Below are 22,180 nucleotides of genomic sequence, written 5' to 3'. Positions count from 1 at the left end.
CGACAGCCATGACGTCCCTCGACGGCGCTTTGCGTGCGCTCAAACCGCGGTCGGGCTGTTCGCCGAAATCGTTATGTCGAGCGTCACATGGCCAGCGCCGGGGCCGAAGCGGCAGAACGCCTCGTTCAGCGTGGCGAACACCGCGCCGGCGTCACCGCGCAGCTTGGTGCAGAAATGCTTAGAGCGTTCGAACACGCCGGACTGCTTCAGGAAGTCGATGCAGCCATAGATCTCGTCCATGTGGCCGCCGGTGCCCATCACGTAGAGCGAGAATTGCGCCGCCACCGGCTGGTCGGTCGAAGGCGTCGTCTCGACGGCGCGGAGCGCCGCGCGCTTGCGTTCGTCGAGCGGGATCGCCGGGCCGCCGATCTCGTCGGAGCGGCAGATCGGGTCGTCCGGTTCGCCGGGGCAGCCGCGCGAGACGGCGGCCGACAGCACGCAATGCCTGCCGCTTCTGGCCGCCGCTACAAACAGGTCGCGCATGGCGGGGAACAGCACTTCGGGCGGCCCAACCAGCAGCGTCGAGATGTCATCGGTCTCGATCCTCAACCTGTCGCGGTAAGGATCGAGCGCGCCGAGCGCGCCAAGGATGACGCCGACGAAATCGTCGGTCATGGGATAAAGGGAAATCTGTGCGCCGGAAAACATGGCCCGCCTCGCTCCGCTGGTATTATCCAGATCAGCTTTAGGGTCCGGAGGCTTGCCGCCGCCATCTCAGCCCCGACCGTACGGAGCACCCCTGTGGATGGCGGGGTTAAAGCATTGTTTGCAGTGCTGGGAAAGCGGTTTTTTTTACGGTGTCAGTTGGCCAGGCGCCCCATCTCCCTATGGGAGATGCCGGTGGTTATAAGATTTTCGCGGATTTCTTATAACTGCTATATCGTTCAAACTGTACGAATCTCGCTTGATTACTTTTCGTACATAAAGTACGATACCTCCCTTCCTTTGAGGGGATTTGCTTGAACACCGCGAACCATGCCGCTTTCGCCGACCTCTCCCGCCCTTTGCTCTCGCCACTGCCGCTCGCCGAGCGCGAACGCCTCGCCGGTGCCTGGCGCATGGCGAGCCAGGACATCGCCGACGACATCCGCTTCATTCGGCAATATCTGAAAGTGATCGCCGAGAAGGATGAGCGGCTTTCCACCGGCACGCTGGTGCACGGCCGCGCCTATATCGAAGCTTGCGCCGCCTGGCTCCCGGAGACGGTGGCGCGGTATCTGCAGAACCTCAGGCTGATCAGCGAATGCGAAAGCGCGATGATCGCGGCGGGGATGAGGTTTGCCAGGTCGAGCGATGCCTGGTGAGTGAAGCGCCATCTTCCCTGTGGAAGAAGCAAGAAGCCCGCCGCATCGCGCCCTCTCCGCCAGCCGCTGCAACTCTTGGCCGTGCTCCCGGAAATGCATCGTTTCACACAATCGCCAATTGGTGGACGCGGGCGAGCGGCCGGGCGTTAATTCTCCGCAGGCGCAGGAGGGTAAAGCCGCATACCAGGGAGGAACTCGTTTTGATGGATCAGCGCATCGACATCGGCATGCAGCCCGACGATCAGCCCTACGAAGTCATCTCATTCGCCCGGAAGCACGGTCTAACGGTCCCGGTTGCCGACGCGGTCCTTTTCGCGAAGGGTCCGTCGCCGTCACGCGCTGCCTGCGACATGGCAGCGCTTGCCTTCCTCTGCGCGGTCGCGCGATACGCCGGAAAGCAAGGGACCCGGTAGCTTCCCCTACCAGCTGAACTGCAGCCCCGCATTGCCGCCGACCTGGCTGCCGGCGAAGGCGGTACCGAGCGTGCCGGTCAGCCGGCCACCATGGGCGAAGCCTTCGCTCAGCACCGCTGCGCCGGTGATGACGAAGGCATTGACACAGCCGGCATTGCCCCAGTTGGGTGCGGGCGGCCCAGAATTATCGGAGGGCGTGACATAGCCTCACCTTCCGACGGACCAAATGAGGCTTGGCGGCGACCGGCCGCCAAAATGGCTCAGGCCTTGGCTTTGGGCTTGGTCGCTTTCGCCTTGGCGGGCACCTTGGCCGGCTTCTCCGCTTTGGCGGCTTTCGGCTTGTCGGCGGCGGCCTTCTTCGGGGTCTTCGCCTTTGGCTTGCTCGCAGCATCGACCTCGGCCGCCGCCTGGTCCCAATGCTCCATATGCGCACCTTCCGGCCGGCCGGCTTGCTCCCAGATCTCGTGCGCGCGCTGGCGAATGCGTTCGTGCCTGTCGTCCGTCACTGTCGCCTCCTAAAGGTTGGGACCGTTCCCCGGCGCGAACATTAGCCGAATTTTCCCGCGGCGTCTTCGGTATCGCGCGTGAGCGAGCGACTGGCACGGCAAATTTCGCTCAGTGTCCGTCGGTGATGACGGCGACGCCTAGATACGCTGCCTTCTTTGTAATCAATCCGGCTAAATCCGCATCAGAGCGATCCGTCCCCGTGCGCTGCCGCAGCAGGGAAATTGCCTCTTTCATCGACAGCAGGCCAGTTCTGTGCTCCGCTAGCAGCTTGTCAACCATGGCGGCGATACTTGGCGATTCGACGTGTGGATGATGCATGGCAACGACTCCTTCTTCGCTGCCTCCCAAACCGCTGTCTAGTTTAGGCCTCATATCCGGATGCGAGAAGAGCCCGATCCTTCCCCGATGCTTCGGCGGGAGGATCGGGCTCATTCAGACCAAGCGTTATTGAATCACCTGGATGACGCGGCGCGTGCCGGGGTCGATCAGCACCGTGTGGTCGTTGACGACCGCATAGCGATACTTGACGTCCGGAACCTGCTGCAGCTCGACGGTGTCAGGCACGGTCGAGCCAACGCCCAGCTCGAGGCCAAGCACATTGACCGAGGCAATCGGATGCTTGTGGACATATTCCTTGACCACGGTCTGCTGCTCGGGCGTGACGATCACCTCGTCCGCGGCCGCGATGCCGATGCCGGCCATCAGAGCCAGGCCGGCGACAGCTGGAATGAGGATGGTTTTCATCGTTTCTCTCCTGTTGCGTTGGCGAGCTCCGCCTTGCCTCCGCGGGAGCGGAAACATCGGCAGGTCGAACATGGGAGCTCCAGGGGCAAACGTCGCCGGCAAGGTGTTGTTCCGTCAGCGATGACTAATTGATTTGGCGGAACCTTCGCATCGGCTCCGCATTGGAAGGCTTTGAAACTGCCCAAGACTTTGAAATCCATGGGGTGCCGTCGTTATGCGAGAAGGTTCCATCAGAAGCGACATAGAACTTCGGGCTCCGGTGACCATCGCCGTCGGCGCCGGCTTCAAGCGCGAGATCGCCTCGCTCACCGCGATGCAGAACTTTCTCAAGGAATGGCCATCGGCCTGTCAGGGCGAGAGCTACGGCATGGCTTTGCGCGCCTGCGAAGCCGCGCGGGCCGGCGAGATCGATCTCGACAAGGCGCGTCAGGCATTCCTGGTCTTCGCGAAGAAGGCGGGGATCGAGTGGACCGGCGCCGATCCGGTCGCGGTGCTGCGCGAAGCCAAGATCAGGCGCAGCCGGGCGCGCGAAAGCCGCGCCCAAAACCGACACGTGCCTGGATAGAGCCAGCCTCGGCGCACTCAGACTCAACGCCATGCGCATCGGCCTTGCCTACAAGTTTTCGGGTTAGCCGCCATATCCTGGAAGGGCGCCGCCTGGCGTCCGTTCGTCTATGAACGCCGCCACGCCGGCTGACTGGATCGATCTGGGATTTTCGGCTGGTGGGCCGCTGTCAGTTCGGCGACGATTCGCCCAGCGCCTCGGTAACGAAAGACGCGGCGATCAGATCGTCCGCGTCTATGCGTAGGGAGCCCTCGCCGCCCCCCATGATTGCCGCGACCTTCTGGAAGGTCTTCATCTCATGTTCGGTGATGCGAGCATCCCGCATCCTGGCCTTAAGATCGGCCACCCGCATCCCGAGCGAACGGGATGTCCCGATTTCTCGTTTCGACATGTTGGTCAGTCTCCTCCCCAACCGGTGCCTGTTTCGCCGCCGCCCAATTCCTGCATCCTGCGCATGCTTGTGTTCTCTATGAGGCAAACTTGAACACAGAGGCGGCAACGTCTGCCCTGGGCGAAAGGTTCCATTAGCAGTAGGTAACGAATTAATACTGGGTAGCCTGCCGCTGGCGGCGGCAGGCTACCCAGCGGCGAATGAATCCCTATTCGATGACCTGGACGATTTTGCGCGTGCCGGGATCGACGATGACCGTCCGGTTGTCGACGACAACGTAGCGGTACTTCACGTTCGGCACTTCGTGAAGCTCGACAGTGTCGGGAAGGACGCTGCCGATGCTGAGCTTCACGCCCGGAACCTCGACGGAGGCCAGCGGCTGCTTATGCACATACTCGCGAATGACCGTTTCCTGCTCGGGCTGGATGATGACGTCCTGAGCAGCGGCGGCGCCGATACCCGTCAGGAGCAGCAGGCCCGCCGCAGCGGTTGTGAGATGCAGTTTCATCGATGTTCTCCTCGTTTGGATGATTGCCTCTCACGCTGAGCCTGCGATTTCACAGCCGGTAGGCATTGTCCGTAACGCCGGCCGGCAGGCCTTGTTCCTGCAAAAACCTGACGCCCGTTATTTTCGCAAACGTCGCCTGCGCCGAGCGCGACAATTTCGGAACAATGCCTTTCGGGCGGGGTTTTCTCAGTGAAGGGACCGAACTTTCCGAGGAGAAATCCAATGAAACATCTGCTGATCACAAGCATGATCGCGCTCGGCGTCGGTTGCGGCGCCGCGATGGCGCAGACCGAGTCCGCGCAGCCCAGCGGCGGTGACAATTGCGCGGCCGGCACGGCGGATTGCCAGAAGGGCGGCAAAGCCGGCGGGCAGGCCCAGGGCGAGATGAAATCGAAAACCGAAATGAAGGCCCAGGGCAAGGCCGGCGCCACCACTGAGCAGAATGCTCAGGGCAATACCAAGATGCAGACCGAGCAAAACGCCCAGGGCAAGGCCGCAACCAGCACCGAGCAGAATGCCCAAGACAATACCCAGCTGAAGAAGAAGCAGCAGGCACAGGGCAAGGCCGGCGCAACCACCGAGCAGAATGCTCAGGGCAATACTAAGATGCAGACCGAGCAAAACGCCCAGGGCAAGGCCGCAACCAGCACCGAGCAGAATGCCCAGGACAATACCCAACTGAAGAAGAAGCAGCAGGCGCAGGGCAAGGCCGGCGCCACCACCGAGCAGAATGCTCAGGGCAATACCAAGGTGCAGACCGAGCAGAACGCCCAGGGCAACACCAATGTCGAGACCGACCAGAACAAGACGGCCTCGATCAACAACGTGACGGTGGAGCAGAAGACGCAGGTCACGCAGATCATCCACGAGACCAAGGTCGAGCCGGTCCGCGACGTCAGCTTCGACATATCGGTCGGCGTCGAGGTACCGCGGCACAAGATCCGGCTGCACCGCCTGCCGGCGCGCATCGTCAAGATCGTGCCTGCGTACGAGAGCTACGAGTATTTCGTGCTGGCCGACGGACGTATCGTCATCGTCGACCCCGATACCTACAAGATCGTGTTGATCCTGACCTGATCCGGTCAGCATGACGGACAAGGCCCGCCACGTGGCGGGCCCTTTTTTGCGTGCAGAGACGTCCGAACACGCGAGACGACGTCTGTCCATTAGGCATGCATTGAATGCTGCGCCTCGGGAACGATCTTGCGCCATTCCCAGTTGTCACAACGGAAGTCCTGCGTCCGTCGTCCTATAAGGGCCGGACGAAAGGGCGATGGGCCCGCCTCCTGATCGTTCAAGCTTGCGGACCACTCGGAAAAGGTGCATGGGTCAAGATGGGTAGAGACATGGGCGAGATCGTCGATGACCGAATGTGGTCGCGACGCTCGGTTGGGCAGATGTATTTTCCGCAGTTTCTTGTGGGAATGGTGGCTACGCTTCTGGTGATCCTCGGCTGGACATACACGTCCACGGGATCGGCCTGGGCGGCATTGGGCTGGACGGTGCTCGCCGCTGTCATCCTGCAGGCGGGTTATTTCGCGGCCGTGCTATGGCTCGTGCACGGTGAGACGCGCGTGACCGACGAGACCAAGTCGAACGAAGGCGCCGCCTCGCCTGCCAAGCTGCCGGGCCCGTTCGAGCGAGACGGCATCATCCAGGCCCTGATCTCGCGCCTCTTTCCAAGGTTACCCTGAGCCACAGGCGACAAGTGCGCCGCATGGCTCGGCGTGAAAAGCCAAGCGGCGCAAAGCCGCTCGGCTTTGATCGGCAAATCCTCAGCGGGCTGTAGCAGCCGTCGTCGAGCGTACCGTTTCGGCCGACGAGAAGACCATGACGGCAAAGACCAGCACGCCCGCGGCGACGATCAGCGAACCGATGCCCAGGATCGGCTCAACGGCGTCCATCGCGTATGCGTATTTCAGGTAAAGCGGCGGCAACATCACCACCAGGCCAAGCGTGTAGAGGCCGTAATGGATCATGGCAAGGCGCTTCTCGGCCTTGGCTGGATTGAGCGCGTAGTAGCCGCCGAAGATGGCGCTGGTGACCCAGCCCAGAAGGTTGAAGTGCGCATGCGCCGGGAAGGCGCCATGGTCGCCCGAAATGCCCATCTTGATGCCGATGGCGATGCCCAGCAGGAAAAAGATGATGGCGGTCTTGAAGAAGAGTTCCGATATCCGTGGCATTTTGTTGTCCTCCCAATGCCTCTGTAAACCCGACTCTGCGAAGTCTACATCCTGCAACCCATATTAGCCATGGCGCACCTAAGTCGGTGCGGCCTTCGGGCGAAAGCCGCGAGGTGTTGGCGTTTGGCAAAAAAAGGCTCGCCTCCTTCGAGGCGAGCCAAAAAAGGGAGCCGGCTTGAGGTCGCCCCCCATCCAGGTTGCCACCTGAATTTCAAACGGAGCTAACGTAACAGGGCCCGGAATCTATTCCACCGCAATAGCGGACTGACGCGGCAAAGTTTTCTAAGCCGAGCGGCGCAGGCCTTTGCCGACCGACGATCGGGACTTCCGGATATTGGCGAAGAGACAATACGAACCCCGCACTTCGCCATTTCCTGAAGTTCGTGCGAAACCGCTATTCGCTGTGGTTCGACATCGCATGACGCGATGAGGCGCCGATAGACCACCCCGCCTAAGATCGGTAATTGCTGGTTGCCAGCGCGCCGCGGGAGAATCCAAACCGCGGAAAAGTCACAACCCGCCCAGATATCAGACGCGTTGAGCAACGCGCAGACAGATCGCGCTGCAAAGTGAGCAGACGGTCCTCGTTACCTACAAATTTATAGAATTAAGAAACCGCAGGATTATGCACGTCGTTCCAAGATTTTCGGCATGGACAAGTTGCTACCATTTTTTCGTATCACATCGAACCGCTACGCTTGGGGTTTGCTGGCGCTCATTACACTCCTTTGCGTAGCAGCTCCAGTCGTGTCGGTCGCAACGGCGCTCGCCTTTGTGCCCGGGCTGCCGCGGCAGGCGTTCTGGGGCGTCCTCTCACTCGCAGCGGTCATTCCGTTGCTGATTGCACCGCCGATCGCTATCGGCGCGCTGAGCATCCTCAGGCTCCTCACCATGACGATTGATCGTCTCGACAATTGCGTTCGCTACGACCCGCTCACGAGTGTGCTCTCCCGCGTCTACCTGCTGAACCAGATGCGCGAACAACTCGCAAGCGGCGGCTCGTTCCTGATGATCGATGCCGACCACTTCAAATCGGTCAACGATACCTACGGGCATGATGTCGGAGACGAGGCTCTCAAATGCCTCGCCCAGGTTCTGAGAACCGCCCTGCCGCCCGAAGCCTTGGTGGGGCGCCTTGGCGGCGAGGAATTTGGCGTCTTTCTTCCGGAGCTCAGGAGCTGCGATGCAGGGTGCGAGGCTGACCGCCTCTGCGAAGCAATGCGGCACTCAGGAAAAGTGATCGCCGGGCGTGATATCAATCTCACGATCAGCATTGGCGTCGCCCAATACTGCCCAGCAATCACGCTCGAGCAAACGATGAAACTTGCTGATGAAGCGCTCTACCACGCCAAGAGAACCGGCCGCGATCGCTATCATATCGCCGCAGCGCGCGATCCGGTGCAGGTCACGGAAACCAGCTCCATCCGCAACGCCACGGAACGCAGAGACCGCCGTGCCGTGGCGTAATTCGCACTCCGCCATTCGTGAGCACGCGACCGCAACCAACCACAAGAAGACTCCTGTGCGGTGGCGAGGGGCTCCCACCGCACAGGAGGAGGGCGAGCCGCAGATGCGGCGACCTGAAGGGCGGCTCCCCTCGATGCGACCCTCGGCCCCGGGTCAGCCAAGCCGGGGGTCGACGCCCAAGCAGTCTACCGCTGTCGGCAGTCCGGATATTTCCGATTCGTGTCGCGATCTTCAGAATCGTCGGCTGCTCGTCTGCCTTCGGCAATGGACCTCGCGGCGGGCGATCAGCGCTGTCGGCGGATCAGCTCCGTCGGGAACACGCCATAGGCCGCCTTGAAATATCGGCTGAAGCGCCCCGCATTGGTGAATCCCCACCTCAAGGCTATATCCTCGACCGAGGCCCCCGGCTCGCGCAGAAAATCGGCGCGCGCCCGCTCCAGCCTGATCTGACGCTGGTACGCACCGATTGAGGCACCCGCAAACCGCCGGAAGCCGGCCTGCAGCGCACGAAGACTGACGCCCGACAAGGCTGCGAGCTCCGTCCCACTCGGAAGCATATGCGCGTGGTCATGGATGAAATCCACGGCGAGCTTCACGTGCTGAGGCGCGATCATCGGCGGCGGTCGATGTAGGATCTCCGAGTAGCTGTTCGGCCACGTTTCGAGCACCAGGTCGACAAGCGTTTCGCGAATCCGCTCTGCGGTGAGGCTCGCTCGGTTGAGTTGCGGGCCGAATTCTGGGCTCGTGATGCACATCACAAGAGACTTCAGCGCACTGGCGCCGCCAGACGCCATATCCAGCGATGGCTGGAAGATCGGCTTTTCGACGACCGGATGGCCAAGCAGTGCCGACATCCGAACGGCCAGCGCCGACCGATCAATAACCACACCGCAGAAGGTGGTGTCGAAAAGGAAATCCATCGATCGGCATGCCATCCCTTCGGCAGCGACGGCGATGGTGGGCGAGCTCGCAAAACTCTCGCGGCTCTGATGGAAGACGAGACTGCCCACCGTCGGAAAAATGAAGAACACGCCGTCATAGAGGCGCTTGGGAAATACCCTGAATTCCCCTTGGACCCGGCCTCGGCTGAAGTCGATGCCGGCGACCTGCCCGTATGTCCCGGACATGCTGAACCGATCGGCCGGCCGTACCGGTTCGATTCTGACGGGCGAAAAACGTTGGTTGATGTGGTCCGCTAAACCATCCGCGTCTTGCAGCTCAAAATTCACTACTGACTGGCGCGAGCGGGCAAGTGCCCGTTCCGGCATGACGTCTCCTCATCATTCCGATTAAGGGTAAGCACGAACAAAAAACGCCTGCGCGGCCGCCCGGCCGCTCCAGGCGCTCACATGTGCCGCGGACCGCGAACCCGAAGGGTGGGCCCAGTCGTCATCAGGGGTAAATGTTGTCCCGCAAATACCGGGAAATTTGCCGGATTTCTTTCAAATTCGTGGCAAGAATATCGAATTCGGGCGGCTAGAACGCCTAAATCATTCCCCGCGTCGCGCTTGCCGCGCGAGGGCCTGTCTCCGATGGCTATGCGATCGAGCGTCTGTAACGGGCGGGAGATGTTCCCATGAAGCGCTTGAAGACGGAGCCGAAATGCGCCTGACTCGAAAAGCCGCACATCAAGGCGATCGACACAAGCTCAAGCTTCGGGTCGGCAAGACAGGCCTTTGCCCGCTCGATGCGCGCCATCATCACATAGCGATGCGGCGAAATCCGTTGCGACGCCTTGAAGCGACGGAAGAACTGCTCACGACTGAGCCCGGTGATGGCGGCCAGCTCGTTGACACTGATTTCGCCGCAGAGATTGGCTTCGATATAGTCAACGACAAGCCGAAGCTGGTTCGATCCCAGCCTGTCCGCAGTCCGGGTCCGCGCTACGCCATCCGTCGAGTGGATCTGCAGAACGTGTGAGGCAAGCACCCTGGCAAGAAGCTCCACCTTCAGCAGATTGCTGCGAGGCGGTTCATCGAGGGCGGCCCTGATCGCGTGCAACAGAAGAAACAGCATACGATCCTCGCTGGCGAATGCGGGTATGATCGCCCGATCCGAGCGGTGCGTTGCAAACAGGTCGTCGGCGACCTCCTGCATCGCATCGCCTTTGAGATAGACGTGCAGGGCATTGACGGGCACAGCAATCTCATCCCGCACGGCGATGCCCGCGGGCGTAATCGTCACAAGATTCGACGAGAGCACACCATGGAGCTGCTCATCGCCGACCGTGCGGCGCAACTCAATGCCCGTCAGCGTCGATGCGAACCAGATGTCCGGAATGGCCCTGCGGATCGCCAGATGAGGCCGCTCATCGGTGATGGCGGCATAGAGGTCGGTCCAGCCAAATCCCTCGCTGGATTTAACGACAGTGACGTCGGGGTGGACGTGCAGCGAGCTTTGCGCACGACTGAATTCGCGCGTGCCGCCAAACGCCAGGAACTGCTGACCAGCGTCATTGACGCCATTGGGCTCAAGTATCGAGTGCTGATCCGTCTGCTCCACTATGACGATACCCCTTTCGCCAGCCTCCTCATCACCAATTCGGATTGCTCATTCGTCGCCGCGCAAATCGCGGCAAACCCGTCTCGCATCCTCTTTATAACGTGATGTTATATCATTTCAATTGTACGACGACACATTTCAGTGACACCCCCGCCGGAGACGCCCCGCCGGCCGTCTCACTCCGGTGGTGGACCGCTTTAAATACTTCAGCGCGCGTGGTGGCACCCAACGTTACCTCCATCCAAGCTCACGCTCAGCAACCTAACTTGCCGCAGATTAACTCGTGTTTTGCCCGCCCCTAGAAGACTCGACAGACGAAACACGCAGCACAAGACAATTAGCGCGGAAAAATGCTGTCGAACCGCTCCCCCATGCCCAACTCTTTCGATCTCCTTCGCATGGCCATGAGCGCGGCAAGGCCAGGCGCTTGCACGCGCGCGGCATTTGAGCAATGCTTGGCGACGGGGGAATGGTTTCCGTGATTTCGGAAGCACGATTACATGTTCATTGACTACTACGAAATTCTGGAAATAAGCCCGAACGCCAATTCTGAGACCATCGAGCGGATCTTCCGCTACTTTGCCATGCGCTACCATCCCGACAATCGGGAGACCGGCAATGAGTCGCGTTTCAGCGAAATCGTCGAGGCCCACAATACACTGCGCGACCCGGTCAAACGGGCTCAGTACGACATCCTTTACCGCGAGCATCTGGGCCTTCGTCACGAGCTCACGGAAGGAGCCCGCGACGGCGGCGGCATGGAGAGGGATACCGTCATCCAAGCCAATCTGCTGTCGCTTCTCTATGTGAGGCGCCGGCGGGACGTCAACAATCCGGGCATCGGCGACGACGAGCTCGAGCGCCTGTCGGGCTGCCCTCGCGAGCACCTGGAGTTCCACCTCTGGTACCTCAAGTCGAAGGGCTTCATCGGCAGGACCGAGAACGGGACATTCGCCATCACCGTGGAAGGCATCGATCACGCCGGGGTCAAGCGGGGCCGGGATCGCCCCGACGCCACCCGCCTGCTCGATCACGCGGATTAGAGCAATTCCAGGGAAAGTGTGAGCGGTCAGGCTCGGCGCCTTCGCCGCAGCCTTCGGTCGGAAATTGCGTAAAAACAAAGAGATAGAGCGGTTGGCCGTTTCCGTGAGACGGCTCTATGCCGACCATCGAAAGCCCGCCGACTGGCGCCTGAACCAGTGGCGGGCTCGATGAAGGCACAGCTACATCCCTGAGGAATCGACTGCCGTCTTCTCAACTCCCCATATCTGGGCTCGGTTCGCCGGGGGCGGCGGAGTCTAAGCCATGCACCATGGCGGGCAAGGATGAGGAGTGCGCCTTTACATTGGCGTTGCGTATTGCCGAATACAAGGCGACCGAGGTCTGACGTGCCGACGTTTTTGGCCCGACTTGCCAGCATCCGACGGGGACGATCGTGGAGGCACCGGCCTTCAGGATTCGCGGCGATGACGGCGATCGAACTGTCCCTGAGCGACAGTTGGAATGAGGGTAGTTGCCGCCCGGCCGGAGGTCGTGAAGGCCCGGCGATGGCGGACAAAAAAGCCGCCGGGCGAGGCCCGGCGGCGTTTCGTTCACCCTCTGGTCGGTTCGGCCGGCCTTATGGGGTTGTCGTGGCCGCGGCCATGGCGTCGATCTTGCCCGCCAGCGTATCCTTGGCCCAAGCGGTAACGTCGGCGTCGACCGGCTTGTTGGCCATGTCGGTGAGGGCCGCATCCAAGGAGGCGTCCGTGGGCGCCGGGTTAGCGGCAACCGCGGCCTGCGCGTCGGTGATCGCCTGATTGTCGGCGGTGATTGCCGTATTCTGAGCATCGATCTGGCTCTGAACATCGGCTTTCTGCGCGTCGAGAGCCGCCAGCTGTTCGGTCGAGAAGCCGGTCGTGTTAGTCGCGTTGAGATCGGCGAGCTGCTGGGTGAGATCGGCGAGCTTGGTCTGGTCGGCGGCCAGCTGGGTGTTCGCCGCGTCAAGCTTGGCCGCCGCGTTCTGGGCTGCAGCAGCCTGGGTCACATAGGCCTGGATACCAGCGAACTTCTTGCTCTTGGAATTCATGTACGCGTTGATGTTGCGCTGCAAGGAGTTCAGCCGGCCGAGCTTGGAATGGATGCTCGGTGTGGCGGCGGTCGTCGTGTTGTCGGTGGTCGTGTCGTCGGTGCTCTTGTTCTGGCCCGGGGCCGAGGCCGACTTGCCATGCGAGGCGCCGCTGTTGCCTTTGCCGCCGGCATTGCCGCCGCCGTTGCCATTGCCGCCGCCATGGCTGCCGCCATTGCCGCCGCCATGGCCGTTGCCGGCGAGCGCCGGGGCCGCCGCGAGCGCCAGAATGGCAAGGGATGCCAGAAGTGTCTTACGCAATGTCATTGTGCTTCTCCGCAGATGAATCGTAACCAGAGCCCAACCGCTAGGCAGCCTCTTATGAGAATTTCCTAACGGCGTCGGATAAACTTTAGGCAATTGCGGTCGCGAAATGAGAGCACCGCGACCATTGTCCAATAATTCTCGCAAAATATTGCGTTAACATATTGAAATTTAACGAAAATACAAAGGGCCGAGCCTCCTTGGGCCGTTTGGAACAATGAGGGCCCTTGTCTCGCCAGACCATGGTCCCAAAGGTTATCCAGATCCACGAAAGTCCCGCAAATCCGGAGCATTTGGGCCCATCGGAACACTATTGCCCCGCCGGGGTTAAGCAACCGAAGCGGCGTTACCGAAAGGACCAGTCGTCATGAAACGGATTCTTCTTGTCGCCACCTTGCTTGCTCTTTCCGGAGGGCTGGCAACAGCGCAGTCGGGCACTTCGTCGAGTTCCTCATCCACGACGATGCCCAGCAGCCAGAGCACGGACCAAACGCAGACGAACTCGACCAATCCAAACTCGGCGAAGGATTGCGCCCCGGGACAACAGACGACCGGCAGCGCGAAGCAGGCCGCCTCCGGCCAGCAGGACACCAGCGCCAAATCGAACGCTCCCGGCCAGATGAAAACGACAAGCCAAGGCTGCTAGAGCGTTGCGCCGTTCCCACTGAAACGGCGAACCGCCCTATCGTCTGGTTCTGATGTAATTCCGGACGGAAAGCCGTTTCACGCGGCTTCCACGTCACCGGCAATCGTCGGCGCGTCGGTCGCGGTATCCGGTTCCTCACTCTCCCCCGAACCGGTTGGAGAAAGCACGGTCAGATCCATGCGGGCGATGCGGGACGCGGCTTTTCCTTGCGCGTTCGGCTCCGTACCCGTCTCGGAAGCCGAGGCCTTGGCAAGGTGGCCGACGCTTTCCGCGCTCTTGCCCGGAAAGGTTTCCGACGCTGCCTGAGGTTTGCTCGAATGATGCACGATGCCGGCACCATGCTGGTTTCCGACGAGAGAGGTCATGGCTGCGCTCCTGATAGGACGACGGCAAATCCCTAGCATTCCTGGCTGGCGTCAAGCTTGCGACTTTAGAGATTGCTAAGATGATGCACGACCGGCCGGAGCGGATGGGCGGCGCGTACGCCGCCGGCACCACCCGAGGAGACGGGTTTCATGTCCGGTTTGCCCCTGCCCTTCTAGCCGCCGACCAGCGGCACGGTCACGGACGTCGTGTAGTTGATCGGATAATCGCTGAAATAGGGGAAGCTGATGACGAAGGCGTAGCTGGCGTTGACATGGGCCATGCGGAAGCCGCCGCTCGCCGGATCGGTAGTGATGGTGACGTTGACATTCTGCAGGCCAAGCGCCTTCAGCTTCTGCGTGGCGATGGCCTGGATATCGGCCTGCGTCAGCGTGTTGTTGAGCTGCAGCGAGCGCGCCGAGGCCTCCAGCGCATAGCGCACGCTGGAGGTGGTGTTCATCGACCAGCCGAAGGCGAAGATACCGAACAACAGCATAATCAGGACAGGCGCGACCAGGGCGAATTCAATGGCGCTTCCGCCCGACACGTTGCCGGCAAATGCCCAAAACCGCCGAGGCCAACCGCTGCGCACTTTTCCTGGAATTGCTTTGCATGACGGCGCAATTCCGGACGGAAAACCGCTGCGCACTTTTCCTGGAATTGCTTTAGCGAACACGGACTACCTGCAAATGGCCGAGAGTGGTGTTGTCCGGGTAAGGGCCGAAGGTGAAGGGCGGGGTCCAGGTGCCAGTTGCCTGGATCTGGACATAGACAGACGGCGCTTTCGGGCCGCTGCACAGGGTGGAAGCATCGACGACGGTCGTTCCGCATTGGTAGATGCGACTGATGACGACCTGGGCGTCGGACGGCTTGTTTTCCCAGCTCGCCAGCGCGGCGGCCTGGATCGCCGTGTCGTCGGAGGATCCAGCCATCACGAGGTTGGCGGCCGTCTTCACGCCGGCGCGCATCGACAGCGAACTGGTGACATAGGACCAGCCGTCCATGGTACCGAGTAACGCCGCGCACAGGACGGGCAAGACCAGAGCGAGTTCCACCGCGGCGATGCCCGTTTCATCGCGAATGGCCTGGATCAATCGACGGGCCGGGGATTTCACTCGACGACCGCTACGGACTGCGCGGCCGGGATATCCTTCATCCCAAGGCTCGAGCAGTCCTGGTTGATGGTCGAGTTGCCCGACCACTGGATGGTGTCGGCGACGACCTGCGTGCACCCATTCTGGCCCGAGAAATTGCCGAGATAATTGACCTGCTGCCTGGGAAAATAGATGGCACCGGTCAACAGCGAGTCCGCGGTGCCGTTGAAGGTGCTCTGCGCCGCAGTCCCCGTCCTGTCGCCGTAGAACAGCACGCCCGAATAGGTGCCCGAGGTCGGTGCGCTCAGCGTCACGGTGGCGTTGCCGTTCATGCTGACGGTGTTGCTGCCGGCCATGTAGATGGTTACGCCGGTGCAGGGTGCGGCGCAGGTGACGACGGCGCCGGCGTTGATCTTCAAATTGCCCTGAACGACATAAGTACCGGAAGACAGCGCGACATTGCCGTTGAGGCTCATGCCGCTACAGTATGTGCCGGCCTGGAGTGTCTGCGACGTCTTGTTGCCGTTGACGCTCTTGCATGGGTTGGTCGCCGCGGGCGCCGGCAAGCTGCCGAACGGATCGGACGCAGGCAAGGCCTGAGTGATCGGCGATTTGCAGACCGTGGTCACCGGATTGCTCAGCGAAACGCCGCCGGCAGTAATCAGGCAATCGGCCTGCAGCCCTGCCGAGCCCTGCACCTTGATGGAGTCATTGGCGATCGAATCCGACATGACCGAGCAGCCGGTGAGCTTGACGCTGGTGCTGCCGGAAAACAGCGCCGCCTGCGAGGCCGAGGGATTTAGCGCCAGCACGCAGGCTTTTGAAGCGTCGGTGATCAGCGCCACCGCCCTCGCCTGTTCGGGCACCTTCGTCTGGGTGAAGATGGAGGTGAACATCCGGTCGAGGTTCTGGTTGAGGATCACCTCCACCGCCTTCTTGGCCGTGTTCGGCCCTGAGGTTGGCGGCGTGTTGACGACGATGGTGCCGGCGCCCAGCCCGTTCGAGGCCGCCGATGAGGTAGCCGCCGCGGTGATCGCCGTCGTGTCGGATCCCTGGATCTTTTCCAGCGCGCCGGCGTAGGCGGCCGCGTCCGCGACCGCCTGCAGCTTCAGGCTCGAATAGTACCAGTAGGACGTCTCGACACCCAGCCCCGCGCCGCCGACGACGACCGGAAGGGTGAGCGCGAAGATGGTCGCGACGTTGCCGCCCATGCCTTCGCAAAAGCGTCGAGGGGCCAGTCGAGAAAAAAGATTTCGGAAGAACGGACCTGAAAAGGCCATGGCCGAGCGCACCCAAGGTATCCCAGCCATGACGTCATCATTGCCATATGAAGGAATGGCTAATTATTTCACTCGACTTGCGCTGTTAGGACCGCATCGGGCGGCCACCTCCGCCTTGCGCCGCGCGCACTAAGACTTAAGGCCCAAAGACACTCAGACTTAAGATGTAACCATCAGTAAAACCATATATTTTAGCACTTTCTGCATTTTATCTTTTTTGGAAATCGCCCGTAGAGACAGCGTGCCTATCACTCTCGTATATACGACGAGGGCGGACTTCCATGTTTGCACGTTTCTGGGCTTCGAGGCGCGGCAACTTCGCGGTCGCGACCGCGGTGGCCATGGTGCCGCTGATGCTTGCCGTGGCAGGGTCCATCAACGTGGTCGGCACCAGCGACGACGCTGCGCAGTTGCAGAACTCGCTGGACGCGGCCGGCCTTGCGATCGGCACGAAATACCAGGCGAGCATGTCGGCGAGCGACGTGCAGCAACTCGGCCAGACCTTCTTCGCGGCCAATATGAGCACCGCCGACACGCAGGAATATTCGGGCAGCGTCGCCGCCTTCCAGGCCGGGGCCAGCGGCGATCCGAGCGCCTACTTCATTTCGCTGTCGTCGAGCATCAGCCGACCGTCCTTCGTCCCCGGCATGCCGGCCTGGCCGGCGACGCGCTCCGCCTCGGTCAAGATCAAGCCCGGCGCGCAGGCCTGCGTGCTGGCGCTCGATCCGCATGCCGGTAGCGCGGTCAGCCTGCAGGGCTCCACCAATGTGGCGATGAGCGGTTGCGTGATCGCGGCCAATTCGGACGCCGCCGACGCCGTCAACCGAGGTGGCTCGGCGATCGTCAGCGCCGGTTGCGTCTCGACGGTCGGGGGCACGCAAGGATTGACGCCGCCCAGCGCCACCCTTTCCTGCGGCGCGGCGCAGGAAAACCAGTATGCCTCGTTCGATCCGCTGGCCGACGTCGTTCCGCCTCCCTATACGCTTTGCCTGCCCGTGCCGAACGGCAAGACGATAACGCTCTCGCCGGGCACCTATTGCGACAAGACCCTGTCGGGGAAGATCACCCTTGATCCAGGTACCTACATCATGCGCAACGTCACTATAAAACCAGGCGGCAACGGCAGCCTCAGCGGCCAGGGCGTGACGATCTTCCTGATGGAGAACTCGCAGCTCTACATCAACGCCAACGAACAGGTGAACCTGTCGCCGCCGACCGGCGGCCCCTACGCCGGCATCACCATCTACCAGGCGCATGGCAACACGCAGGCGCTGACGCTCAACGGCGGGTCCGGCTCGGTGGTGAGCGGTTTCATCTACGCTCCGGACGCCGCTATCGCCTATGCCGGAAATTCGGACATGAACGCCCAGGGCAGTTGCCTGCGGCTGGTCGGGGACACTGTCACAATGACGGGGAGCTCCGCCGTAAAGTCGGACTGCAGCGCCGAGCTCGGCAACCGCGCGGTGTATGCGGGACGGATGATCACCCTGGCGAAATGAGCGCCAATCTCCCCTTGAGGGAAGGATTACAGCTCGCCTACGATATCCGCGCCCGGCTGCTCGTCGAAGAGCACCGCGCAGCCGCGCTCGAGCGCGACCTGCGTCAAGGCGTTGGCCGCATCCCTATCCGACGAAACGAAATCGCCGGTCAGGACGCGCAATTCCTCGACGGCCTTCGACATAGGCACGAGACGTCCGGCGAAACGGTCGCTCGCGCATGCGTCGATGACGCACAGAAGATCGATGAGTTCGAAATTATGCATGGCGGCCTCCGCCAGCGCCATCCCTTCGCTCAATCAACGGTATAAGGCGCGGACTGGTTCCCTCGCCTGCCTTCGTCGAGTGGCCTGAGGGGCGCGAGCTTGAGATCGAAGCGAGCCGGCAACCATGGCTCGACATAGGCCTTGCGCACCGATCCGGTGGCCATGGTGTCGATTGGAAGAAGGACCACCATCTGGGCATGGCGTTGTGGCCAGAGGGGCCTGCCGACCAGGAGGAAGACGCCGACGACAAATCCCGCCAAAAGCAGCGCGGCAAACAGGTTCGCGATCATGTTGCCGGGTAGCACGGCCAGCAGCTCCAAGACAGTTTCCAAAGGGGAGAGGAGTGCCCGCCATATCGCAGGAATGGCGGGCACCCCGTCGTCGACCGCCGATGAAGGGACTTTGTCCGGCGGCTTGCTAGCCCAAATGAAATAATGCCCTTCTTGTTTCTAGAAAATCGGCGCCTCGGGCCTCTGCGTTCAATGAGTGAGACTTCAGTCCGAACACGGCCCTGGACCGTCGCCCGAGGGCCGGAACAATCGCTTCCCGGTGCCGTTGCCCGGCAATCGAAATCGGCGAAAGGAGAGGAAGTCATGGCCGACGGACCTACAGTTGTAAACACGGGCGGCGGTGGCGGCGGCGGAACCGCGGTCGCAATCGTTCTCGCCATCATCGTGATCGTCGGGCTGCTGTTCTTCACCGGCATCATCAATGTCGGTGGCGGTGGCGGCGGATCGACCGATGTCAACGTCAAGATCGACACGCCCAAGATCGAGGCGCCAAAGGCCGGCACGCCGCCGGCGCCGACCAAGACGCCATCGACGGCACCCGCTGCTCCGGCGCCTGCCCCGGCTCCCGCGAGCGGCGGCTGACCCTGGCGAACGCAACCAGTTGTCAAAGGTGCCCTGGTTGTCGCGCTGTCGGCCCGCGTGTTCTTGGGAGGCGCGGGCTGCCCTTGGAGCGGTTCCGCCTCTGCAATGGCGTCGAGCCGCTCCAGGCGTTACTTGCCCTCGACCGCTTCAGCCCGCGCGGCAGCTTCAGGCAATTATATTAGCAATCCCTCATAACGAGGCGTATGAATAAGCCAGCGGTCGCCGACGGTCGCGTCAGGCTCCGCTTCACATGGGAGGATGCCATGGCCGAAACTGCCGTGAAGGTGACGAAGCTCGAATCCAAATCGCACAACAATCCCGACGAGGTCCGCGCGCCCGCCAAGACGCGTGTCGAGATCGTCCGGCTGCCGGGCTATACGCTTGGGCGGATGAACATGCAGCCGGGCTGGAAATGGTCCGAATGCGTCAAGCCGGTGGTCAAGACCGATAGCTGCCAGGTCTCGCATGTCGGCTATGTCGTATCCGGCTCGATCACGGTGCGGATGACCGACGGCACGCAAAAGACCTTCGAGGCCGGCAGTTCCTACACCATCCCGCCCGGCCATGACGCCTGGGTGGAAGGCAACCAGCCGTTCCAGTGCATCGAGGTGCTGAGCGCCGAGCAATACGCCAAACCGGCATAAGCGCAAGCAATCGCCCCTCAGACCGGGGGCGCCAAAAGCGGCAGAGGGGTCGCCCCGCGTGGAACGCCGTTCTTGGGCGTTGCAAAGCCGCCGCGCTTCACACGCGAGGCTCCCATGGCCGCTTGCGACCATGTCCCCTCAAGAGCGAGGCGTCGCGCACAACCGGCCGGCAAACGTCTCGGTTGTGCACGGTTGCAACTGTTCTGGTGTACAGCCCCGCCGACTTGACGAGAGACCGCTTTTGTTCTCTTTATGTTCCGATTAAAATCCCTTACGAAAGACGCAGCTAATGCTGCGCTGCCGCAATGCGGACCGGATGGAGATGGACCGCGGGATGCTCGCCACAAACGCCGCTGCGGCCGCCACCATCCTGCATGCCGATCTCGACGCCTTCTACGCCTCGGTCGAGCAGTTGCTCGATCCGTCATTGCGTGGCAAGCCGATCGCAGTCGGCGGCGGCGTGGTGCTGGCGGCTTCCTATGAGGCCAAGGTCTTCGGCGTGCGCGGCGGCATGCCTGGCCGCAAGGCGCGCGAGCTCTGCCCGCAGCTCATCTTCGTCGGCGGCCATTTTTCCGAGTACCAGCGTCTCGGCGACGCCGCGATCGAGGTGCTCGGCGATTTCACGCCGCTGGTCGAGCGCATCTCGATCGACGAGGCGTTCGCCGATGTCGCCGGCTGCACGCATCTTTTTGGTCCTCCGCAAGAGATCGCGCGAAAAATCCGCGACCGCGTGATGGCCGAGCTCGGCCTGCCGATCTCGATCGGCGTGGCGCGCACAAAACATCTGGCCAAGATCGCATCGCAGGTGGCCAAGCCAGACGGGCTGGTGGTGGTCGAGCCCGGCACCGAGCTCGCCTTCCTGCACGACCTGCCCGTCACGCTGATGTGGGGCGTCGGCCCGGCGACCAAGGCCAGGCTCGCCGAGATCGGCGTCGAGACCATCGGGCAGTTGGCGCGCACGCACAGCGGCGCGCTGGAGCGGCTGATCGGCCACGCCGCCGGCCAGAAACTTGCCGCGCTTGCCTGGAACCGCGACCCGCGCAAACTCGAGACGCATCGCCGAGCACATTCCGCCGGCGCGCAATCGGCGTTGGGCAGGAAACCGGCGCTGCCGCGCGTCTTCGTGCCGACGCTGCTGCATCTGGCCGACCGCGTCGCCAGCCGGTTGCGCGCCAAGGACCGGCCCGGACGCACAATCACGGTTCGCGTGCGGTTCGCCGACATGCGCGCGGTCAGCCGCTCGATCACGCTCGACCAGCCGATCCAGGCGACAGCGATGCTGGCCGAGATCGCCGAAGAACTGGTGCGCGGCGTGCTGGCCGCCCATCCAGGCGAGCGGGACATCTCGCTGCTCGCCATCTCCGTCTCGCATCTGGAGGAACATGCCGAATTGCAGCTCGAACTGCCACTCGGCCTGGCGGATGAGAAGCTCAGGCCCGGCAGCCGCAAGGGGCTGGCTCGATTCGGAGCCGACCGCGCCATCGACAAGATACGCCAGCGTTTCGGCAAGGAGGCCGTCGGCTACGGCACGGTGGCGCTCGAAGGCGCGCGCTCAGTGCCGGACGGGTTCAGGGAGCTGGCGGAGAAGGAGTTGTAGAGGGGGCTGTTTCCGGCGTGTCCTCTTGCGACGTTGGAAATTGGCGAAGCCGACGCGACGTTCAATCTCCCCCGCAAGGGGGGAGATCAGCAGTTCCAGCGGCGGCACGCTCAATCGGTCACCGTCCAGTCCAACTGCATCGTCGCGCTCATCGCTTGCCCGTGCTCCAGCACCGTCAGCCCTTCGCCGTGATGCGCATCGACAGGGTGAGAGACCGGTTCGAAGCAGAAGAAGCCGGCATCGGGTGACGGCGAATAGAGGATATAGACATCGAGCGTTGGCGAGGCGGTGAGCGAAACGGAAATCCGCCCCGGTTGCACGATGGTCGCGTGTCCATCCCAGCCGGAGAAGCCGTTGTTCACCCAGCCCGCCGGCAAAAGCGAGGTTTGGGAAAAATCCCACCATGGATGCTCGGCGACAGGCGCCACCCCGACCGGCAAATGGCGCTCGTCCTCCAGCCAGACGCGCTGCGCCTTCGCCTTAAGCGTGGTCCTGGCGACGCGCGGAAACCAGGGGTGGAAGCCGAGGCCATAGGGCAGGCGCATGCCGGCGCGATTTTCAACAATCAGCCGCGCCTCCAGCGCGCCGTCCTGCAGCGTATAGGTAACCGACGCCGCATAGCGGTAAGGACCGATCGCGCCGTCATCGAGCGTCAGCTCCGCCTCGGTGTCGGTATGGCTGGCAAGCCGCCACGGCTTCTGGAAGCCGTCGCCATGAATCGGGAAAGTCTCGCCGGGCACATTCGGCTCGATGGCATGAAAGAGGCCGTCGAAGGTGAAGCCCCCGCCGGAAATGCGGTTCGACCACGGCACGAGGAGCTGGCAACCGGATGTGCCGGTGCCGTCCCCTGCCCTCAAAAGCGGAACCCGCGCGCTGCCGACAAGCGCATCGTAACGGGCGATCGCACCACCCTTGTCGGGCGCGAGCACGAGCCGCGCGCGGCCGTCTCGAAGCTCAGCCATGCCGG

Annotated in this window: 29 protein-coding genes and 1 riboswitch; of the genes, 11 read left to right on the top strand and 18 right to left on the bottom strand. The window is 62.2% G+C overall.

What is annotated here, in order from left to right:
• Nucleotides 1-39: 39 nt before the first annotated feature.
• Nucleotides 40-648 (bottom strand): YkoF family thiamine/hydroxymethylpyrimidine-binding protein, encoded by a 609-nt coding sequence (locus tag WDX12_RS23100; RefSeq protein WP_434722138.1) that lies wholly within the window; start codon nt 646-648, stop codon nt 40-42.
• Nucleotides 639-751, bottom strand: a riboswitch (TPP riboswitch). (Overlaps the previous gene by 10 nt.)
• 208 nt (nt 752-959) lie before the next feature.
• On the opposite strand from WDX12_RS23100, the gene WDX12_RS23095 reads away from it, so the two are divergent.
• Together WDX12_RS23095 and WDX12_RS23090 are read left to right on the top strand one after the other, a co-directional pair.
• Nucleotides 960-1,304 (top strand): hypothetical protein, encoded by a 345-nt coding sequence (locus WDX12_RS23095; protein WP_320296044.1) that lies wholly within the window; start codon nt 960-962, stop codon nt 1,302-1,304.
• A gap of 203 nt (nt 1,305-1,507) precedes the next feature.
• On the top strand, nt 1,508-1,717 hold the full coding sequence (locus tag WDX12_RS23090) for a hypothetical protein (RefSeq protein WP_320296045.1): 210 nt from the start codon (nt 1,508-1,510) through the stop codon (nt 1,715-1,717).
• A 260-nt stretch (nt 1,718-1,977) separates the two neighbouring features.
• On the opposite strand, the gene WDX12_RS23085 is transcribed toward WDX12_RS23090, so the two are convergent.
• The 3 genes from WDX12_RS23085 to WDX12_RS23075 all read right to left on the bottom strand — a co-directional run bounded on the left by WDX12_RS23085 (nt 1,978) and on the right by WDX12_RS23075 (nt 2,968).
• Nucleotides 1,978-2,223, bottom strand: a complete 246-nt coding sequence (locus tag WDX12_RS23085; RefSeq protein WP_320296046.1) for a DUF2934 domain-containing protein — start codon at nt 2,221-2,223, stop codon at nt 1,978-1,980.
• Between the two features lie 109 nt (nt 2,224-2,332).
• Nucleotides 2,333-2,542 carry a hypothetical protein gene (locus WDX12_RS23080; protein ID WP_320296047.1) on the bottom strand — a complete coding sequence of 70 codons (210 nt, stop codon included), beginning with the start codon at nt 2,540-2,542 and terminating at the stop codon, nt 2,333-2,335.
• A gap of 126 nt (nt 2,543-2,668) precedes the next feature.
• Nucleotides 2,669-2,968 carry a DUF1236 domain-containing protein gene (locus tag WDX12_RS23075; protein ID WP_320296048.1) on the bottom strand — a complete coding sequence of 100 codons (300 nt, stop codon included), beginning with the start codon at nt 2,966-2,968 and terminating at the stop codon, nt 2,669-2,671.
• Nucleotides 2,969-3,227: 259 nt separating this feature from the next.
• Here WDX12_RS23075 and WDX12_RS23070 point away from each other — a divergent pair, with 259 nt between their 5' ends.
• Complete coding sequence (locus tag WDX12_RS23070; RefSeq protein WP_320296049.1) at nt 3,228-3,533, top strand: DUF982 domain-containing protein; 306 nt, start codon at nt 3,228-3,230, stop codon at nt 3,531-3,533.
• A gap of 169 nt (nt 3,534-3,702) precedes the next feature.
• Here the strand turns inward: WDX12_RS23070 and WDX12_RS23065 are convergent, their stop codons facing one another.
• Nucleotides 3,703-3,924 (bottom strand): hypothetical protein, encoded by a 222-nt coding sequence (locus WDX12_RS23065; protein ID WP_320296050.1) that lies wholly within the window; start codon nt 3,922-3,924, stop codon nt 3,703-3,705.
• A 208-nt stretch (nt 3,925-4,132) separates the two neighbouring features.
• Nucleotides 4,133-4,432, bottom strand: a complete 300-nt coding sequence (locus WDX12_RS23060) for a DUF1236 domain-containing protein (protein WP_434722137.1) — start codon at nt 4,430-4,432, stop codon at nt 4,133-4,135.
• A gap of 246 nt (nt 4,433-4,678) precedes the next feature.
• Here WDX12_RS23060 and WDX12_RS23055 point away from each other — a divergent pair, with 246 nt between their 5' ends.
• On the top strand, nt 4,679-5,509 hold the full coding sequence (locus WDX12_RS23055; protein ID WP_434722136.1) for a DUF1236 domain-containing protein: 831 nt from the start codon (nt 4,679-4,681) through the stop codon (nt 5,507-5,509).
• Between the two features lie 269 nt (nt 5,510-5,778).
• A complete protein-coding gene (locus tag WDX12_RS23050) occupies nt 5,779-6,126 on the top strand; it encodes an exopolysaccharide production repressor protein (protein ID WP_434722135.1) in 348 nt (115 codons plus the stop codon).
• An 81-nt stretch (nt 6,127-6,207) separates the two neighbouring features.
• Here WDX12_RS23050 and WDX12_RS23045 read toward each other — a convergent pair whose 3' ends face one another.
• Nucleotides 6,208-6,615: a hypothetical protein gene (locus WDX12_RS23045; RefSeq protein ID WP_320296055.1), complete on the bottom strand. Its 408-nt coding sequence runs from the start codon at nt 6,613-6,615 to the stop codon at nt 6,208-6,210.
• A 651-nt stretch (nt 6,616-7,266) separates the two neighbouring features.
• Between WDX12_RS23045 and WDX12_RS23040 the strand changes: the two genes are divergently transcribed.
• The gene (locus WDX12_RS23040; protein ID WP_434722134.1) at nt 7,267-8,082 is read left to right on the top strand and encodes a GGDEF domain-containing protein; all 816 of its coding nucleotides are present in this window, start codon (nt 7,267-7,269) and stop codon (nt 8,080-8,082) included.
• A 284-nt stretch (nt 8,083-8,366) separates the two neighbouring features.
• Here the strand turns inward: WDX12_RS23040 and WDX12_RS23035 are convergent, their stop codons facing one another.
• Entirely contained in the window at nt 8,367-9,350 is a 984-nt protein-coding gene (locus WDX12_RS23035) for an AraC family transcriptional regulator (RefSeq protein ID WP_434722133.1), read from the bottom strand.
• 268 nt (nt 9,351-9,618) lie between these two features.
• Nucleotides 9,619-10,584, bottom strand: a complete 966-nt coding sequence (locus tag WDX12_RS23030; RefSeq protein WP_434722132.1) for a helix-turn-helix domain-containing protein — start codon at nt 10,582-10,584, stop codon at nt 9,619-9,621.
• A 500-nt stretch (nt 10,585-11,084) separates the two neighbouring features.
• On the opposite strand from WDX12_RS23030, the gene WDX12_RS23025 reads away from it, so the two are divergent.
• Nucleotides 11,085-11,627 carry a DnaJ domain-containing protein gene (locus WDX12_RS23025; RefSeq protein ID WP_434722131.1) on the top strand — a complete coding sequence of 181 codons (543 nt, stop codon included), beginning with the start codon at nt 11,085-11,087 and terminating at the stop codon, nt 11,625-11,627.
• A 575-nt stretch (nt 11,628-12,202) separates the two neighbouring features.
• Here WDX12_RS23025 and WDX12_RS23020 read toward each other — a convergent pair.
• From WDX12_RS23020 to WDX12_RS22995, 6 genes are all read right to left on the bottom strand, one after another.
• On the bottom strand, nt 12,203-12,958 hold the full coding sequence (locus tag WDX12_RS23020) for a hypothetical protein (protein WP_434722130.1): 756 nt from the start codon (nt 12,956-12,958) through the stop codon (nt 12,203-12,205).
• A gap of 324 nt (nt 12,959-13,282) precedes the next feature.
• On the bottom strand, nt 13,283-13,555 hold the full coding sequence (locus tag WDX12_RS23015; RefSeq protein ID WP_434722129.1) for a hypothetical protein: 273 nt from the start codon (nt 13,553-13,555) through the stop codon (nt 13,283-13,285).
• A gap of 123 nt (nt 13,556-13,678) precedes the next feature.
• Entirely contained in the window at nt 13,679-13,966 is a 288-nt protein-coding gene (locus tag WDX12_RS23010; RefSeq protein WP_434722128.1) for a hypothetical protein, read from the bottom strand.
• A gap of 173 nt (nt 13,967-14,139) precedes the next feature.
• A complete protein-coding gene (locus WDX12_RS23005; protein WP_320327842.1) occupies nt 14,140-14,511 on the bottom strand; it encodes a TadE/TadG family type IV pilus assembly protein in 372 nt (123 codons plus the stop codon).
• A 118-nt stretch (nt 14,512-14,629) separates the two neighbouring features.
• Nucleotides 14,630-15,058 (bottom strand): TadE/TadG family type IV pilus assembly protein, encoded by a 429-nt coding sequence (locus WDX12_RS23000; RefSeq protein WP_320296065.1) that lies wholly within the window; start codon nt 15,056-15,058, stop codon nt 14,630-14,632.
• 17 nt (nt 15,059-15,075) lie between these two features.
• The gene (locus WDX12_RS22995; protein WP_434722127.1) at nt 15,076-16,269 is read right to left on the bottom strand and encodes a pilus assembly protein TadG-related protein; all 1,194 of its coding nucleotides are present in this window, start codon (nt 16,267-16,269) and stop codon (nt 15,076-15,078) included.
• A gap of 350 nt (nt 16,270-16,619) precedes the next feature.
• On the opposite strand from WDX12_RS22995, the gene WDX12_RS22990 reads away from it, so the two are divergent.
• Complete coding sequence (locus tag WDX12_RS22990; protein ID WP_434722126.1) at nt 16,620-17,837, top strand: TadE/TadG family type IV pilus assembly protein; 1,218 nt, start codon at nt 16,620-16,622, stop codon at nt 17,835-17,837.
• A gap of 26 nt (nt 17,838-17,863) precedes the next feature.
• Here WDX12_RS22990 and WDX12_RS22985 read toward each other — a convergent pair whose 3' ends face one another.
• On the bottom strand, nt 17,864-18,100 hold the full coding sequence (locus WDX12_RS22985; RefSeq protein ID WP_320296068.1) for a hypothetical protein: 237 nt from the start codon (nt 18,098-18,100) through the stop codon (nt 17,864-17,866).
• Nucleotides 18,101-18,129: 29 nt separating this feature from the next.
• Nucleotides 18,130-18,420 (bottom strand): polymerase, encoded by a 291-nt coding sequence (locus WDX12_RS22980; protein WP_434722125.1) that lies wholly within the window; start codon nt 18,418-18,420, stop codon nt 18,130-18,132.
• A 273-nt stretch (nt 18,421-18,693) separates the two neighbouring features.
• Here WDX12_RS22980 and WDX12_RS22975 point away from each other — a divergent pair, with 273 nt between their 5' ends.
• From WDX12_RS22975 to dinB, 3 genes are all read left to right on the top strand, one after another.
• Nucleotides 18,694-18,972, top strand: coding sequence for a hypothetical protein (locus WDX12_RS22975; RefSeq protein ID WP_434722124.1), 279 nt, complete (start codon nt 18,694-18,696; stop codon nt 18,970-18,972).
• Between the two features lie 263 nt (nt 18,973-19,235).
• The gene (locus WDX12_RS22970; protein WP_320296071.1) at nt 19,236-19,616 is read left to right on the top strand and encodes a cupin domain-containing protein; all 381 of its coding nucleotides are present in this window, start codon (nt 19,236-19,238) and stop codon (nt 19,614-19,616) included.
• Nucleotides 19,617-19,950: 334 nt separating this feature from the next.
• On the top strand, nt 19,951-21,213 hold the full coding sequence (gene dinB / locus WDX12_RS22965; protein WP_434722123.1) for a DNA polymerase IV: 1,263 nt from the start codon (nt 19,951-19,953) through the stop codon (nt 21,211-21,213).
• Between the two features lie 110 nt (nt 21,214-21,323).
• On the opposite strand, the gene WDX12_RS22960 is transcribed toward dinB, so the two are convergent.
• A complete protein-coding gene (locus WDX12_RS22960; protein ID WP_434722122.1) occupies nt 21,324-22,175 on the bottom strand; it encodes an aldose 1-epimerase in 852 nt (283 codons plus the stop codon).
• Nucleotides 22,176-22,180: the final 5 nt, after the last annotated feature.

It is taken from the genome of Mesorhizobium sp. RIZ17, from assembly GCF_051127865.1.
Lineage (GTDB): Bacteria > Pseudomonadota > Alphaproteobacteria > Rhizobiales > Rhizobiaceae > Mesorhizobium > Mesorhizobium humile.
This window is presented reverse-complemented; position numbering and strand designations above follow the sequence as displayed.

Bases quoted from the DNA above. Each gene is read 5' to 3' on its own strand.
- WDX12_RS23100 (WP_434722138.1), bottom strand. From the start codon at position 648: ATGTTTTCCGGCGCACAGATTTCCCTTTATCCCATGACCGACGATTTC.
- WDX12_RS23090 (WP_320296045.1), top strand. From the start codon at position 1,508: ATGGATCAGCGCATCGACATCGGCATGCAGCCCGACGATCAGCCCTAC.
- WDX12_RS23080 (WP_320296047.1), bottom strand. From the start codon at position 2,542: ATGCATCATCCACACGTCGAATCGCCAAGTATCGCCGCCATGGTTGAC.
- WDX12_RS23075 (WP_320296048.1), bottom strand. From the start codon at position 2,968: ATGAAAACCATCCTCATTCCAGCTGTCGCCGGCCTGGCTCTGATGGCC.
- WDX12_RS23065 (WP_320296050.1), bottom strand. From the start codon at position 3,924: ATGTCGAAACGAGAAATCGGGACATCCCGTTCGCTCGGGATGCGGGTG.
- WDX12_RS23060 (WP_434722137.1), bottom strand. From the start codon at position 4,432: ATGAAACTGCATCTCACAACCGCTGCGGCGGGCCTGCTGCTCCTGACG.
- WDX12_RS23055 (WP_434722136.1), top strand. From the start codon at position 4,679: ATGATCGCGCTCGGCGTCGGTTGCGGCGCCGCGATGGCGCAGACCGAG.
- WDX12_RS23050 (WP_434722135.1), top strand. From the start codon at position 5,779: ATGGGCGAGATCGTCGATGACCGAATGTGGTCGCGACGCTCGGTTGGG.
- WDX12_RS23045 (WP_320296055.1), bottom strand. From the start codon at position 6,615: ATGCCACGGATATCGGAACTCTTCTTCAAGACCGCCATCATCTTTTTC.
- WDX12_RS23040 (WP_434722134.1), top strand. From the start codon at position 7,267: ATGGACAAGTTGCTACCATTTTTTCGTATCACATCGAACCGCTACGCT.
- WDX12_RS23035 (WP_434722133.1), bottom strand. From the start codon at position 9,350: ATGCCGGAACGGGCACTTGCCCGCTCGCGCCAGTCAGTAGTGAATTTT.
- WDX12_RS23025 (WP_434722131.1), top strand. From the start codon at position 11,085: ATGTTCATTGACTACTACGAAATTCTGGAAATAAGCCCGAACGCCAAT.
- WDX12_RS23020 (WP_434722130.1), bottom strand. From the start codon at position 12,958: ATGACATTGCGTAAGACACTTCTGGCATCCCTTGCCATTCTGGCGCTC.
- WDX12_RS23010 (WP_434722128.1), bottom strand. From the start codon at position 13,966: ATGACCTCTCTCGTCGGAAACCAGCATGGTGCCGGCATCGTGCATCAT.
- WDX12_RS22995 (WP_434722127.1), bottom strand. From the start codon at position 16,269: ATGGGCGGCAACGTCGCGACCATCTTCGCGCTCACCCTTCCGGTCGTC.
- WDX12_RS22990 (WP_434722126.1), top strand. From the start codon at position 16,620: ATGTTTGCACGTTTCTGGGCTTCGAGGCGCGGCAACTTCGCGGTCGCG.
- WDX12_RS22985 (WP_320296068.1), bottom strand. From the start codon at position 18,100: ATGCATAATTTCGAACTCATCGATCTTCTGTGCGTCATCGACGCATGC.
- WDX12_RS22975 (WP_434722124.1), top strand. From the start codon at position 18,694: ATGGCCGACGGACCTACAGTTGTAAACACGGGCGGCGGTGGCGGCGGC.
- WDX12_RS22970 (WP_320296071.1), top strand. From the start codon at position 19,236: ATGGCCGAAACTGCCGTGAAGGTGACGAAGCTCGAATCCAAATCGCAC.
- dinB (WP_434722123.1), top strand. From the start codon at position 19,951: ATGCTCGCCACAAACGCCGCTGCGGCCGCCACCATCCTGCATGCCGAT.
- WDX12_RS22960 (WP_434722122.1), bottom strand. From the start codon at position 22,175: ATGGCTGAGCTTCGAGACGGCCGCGCGCGGCTCGTGCTCGCGCCCGAC.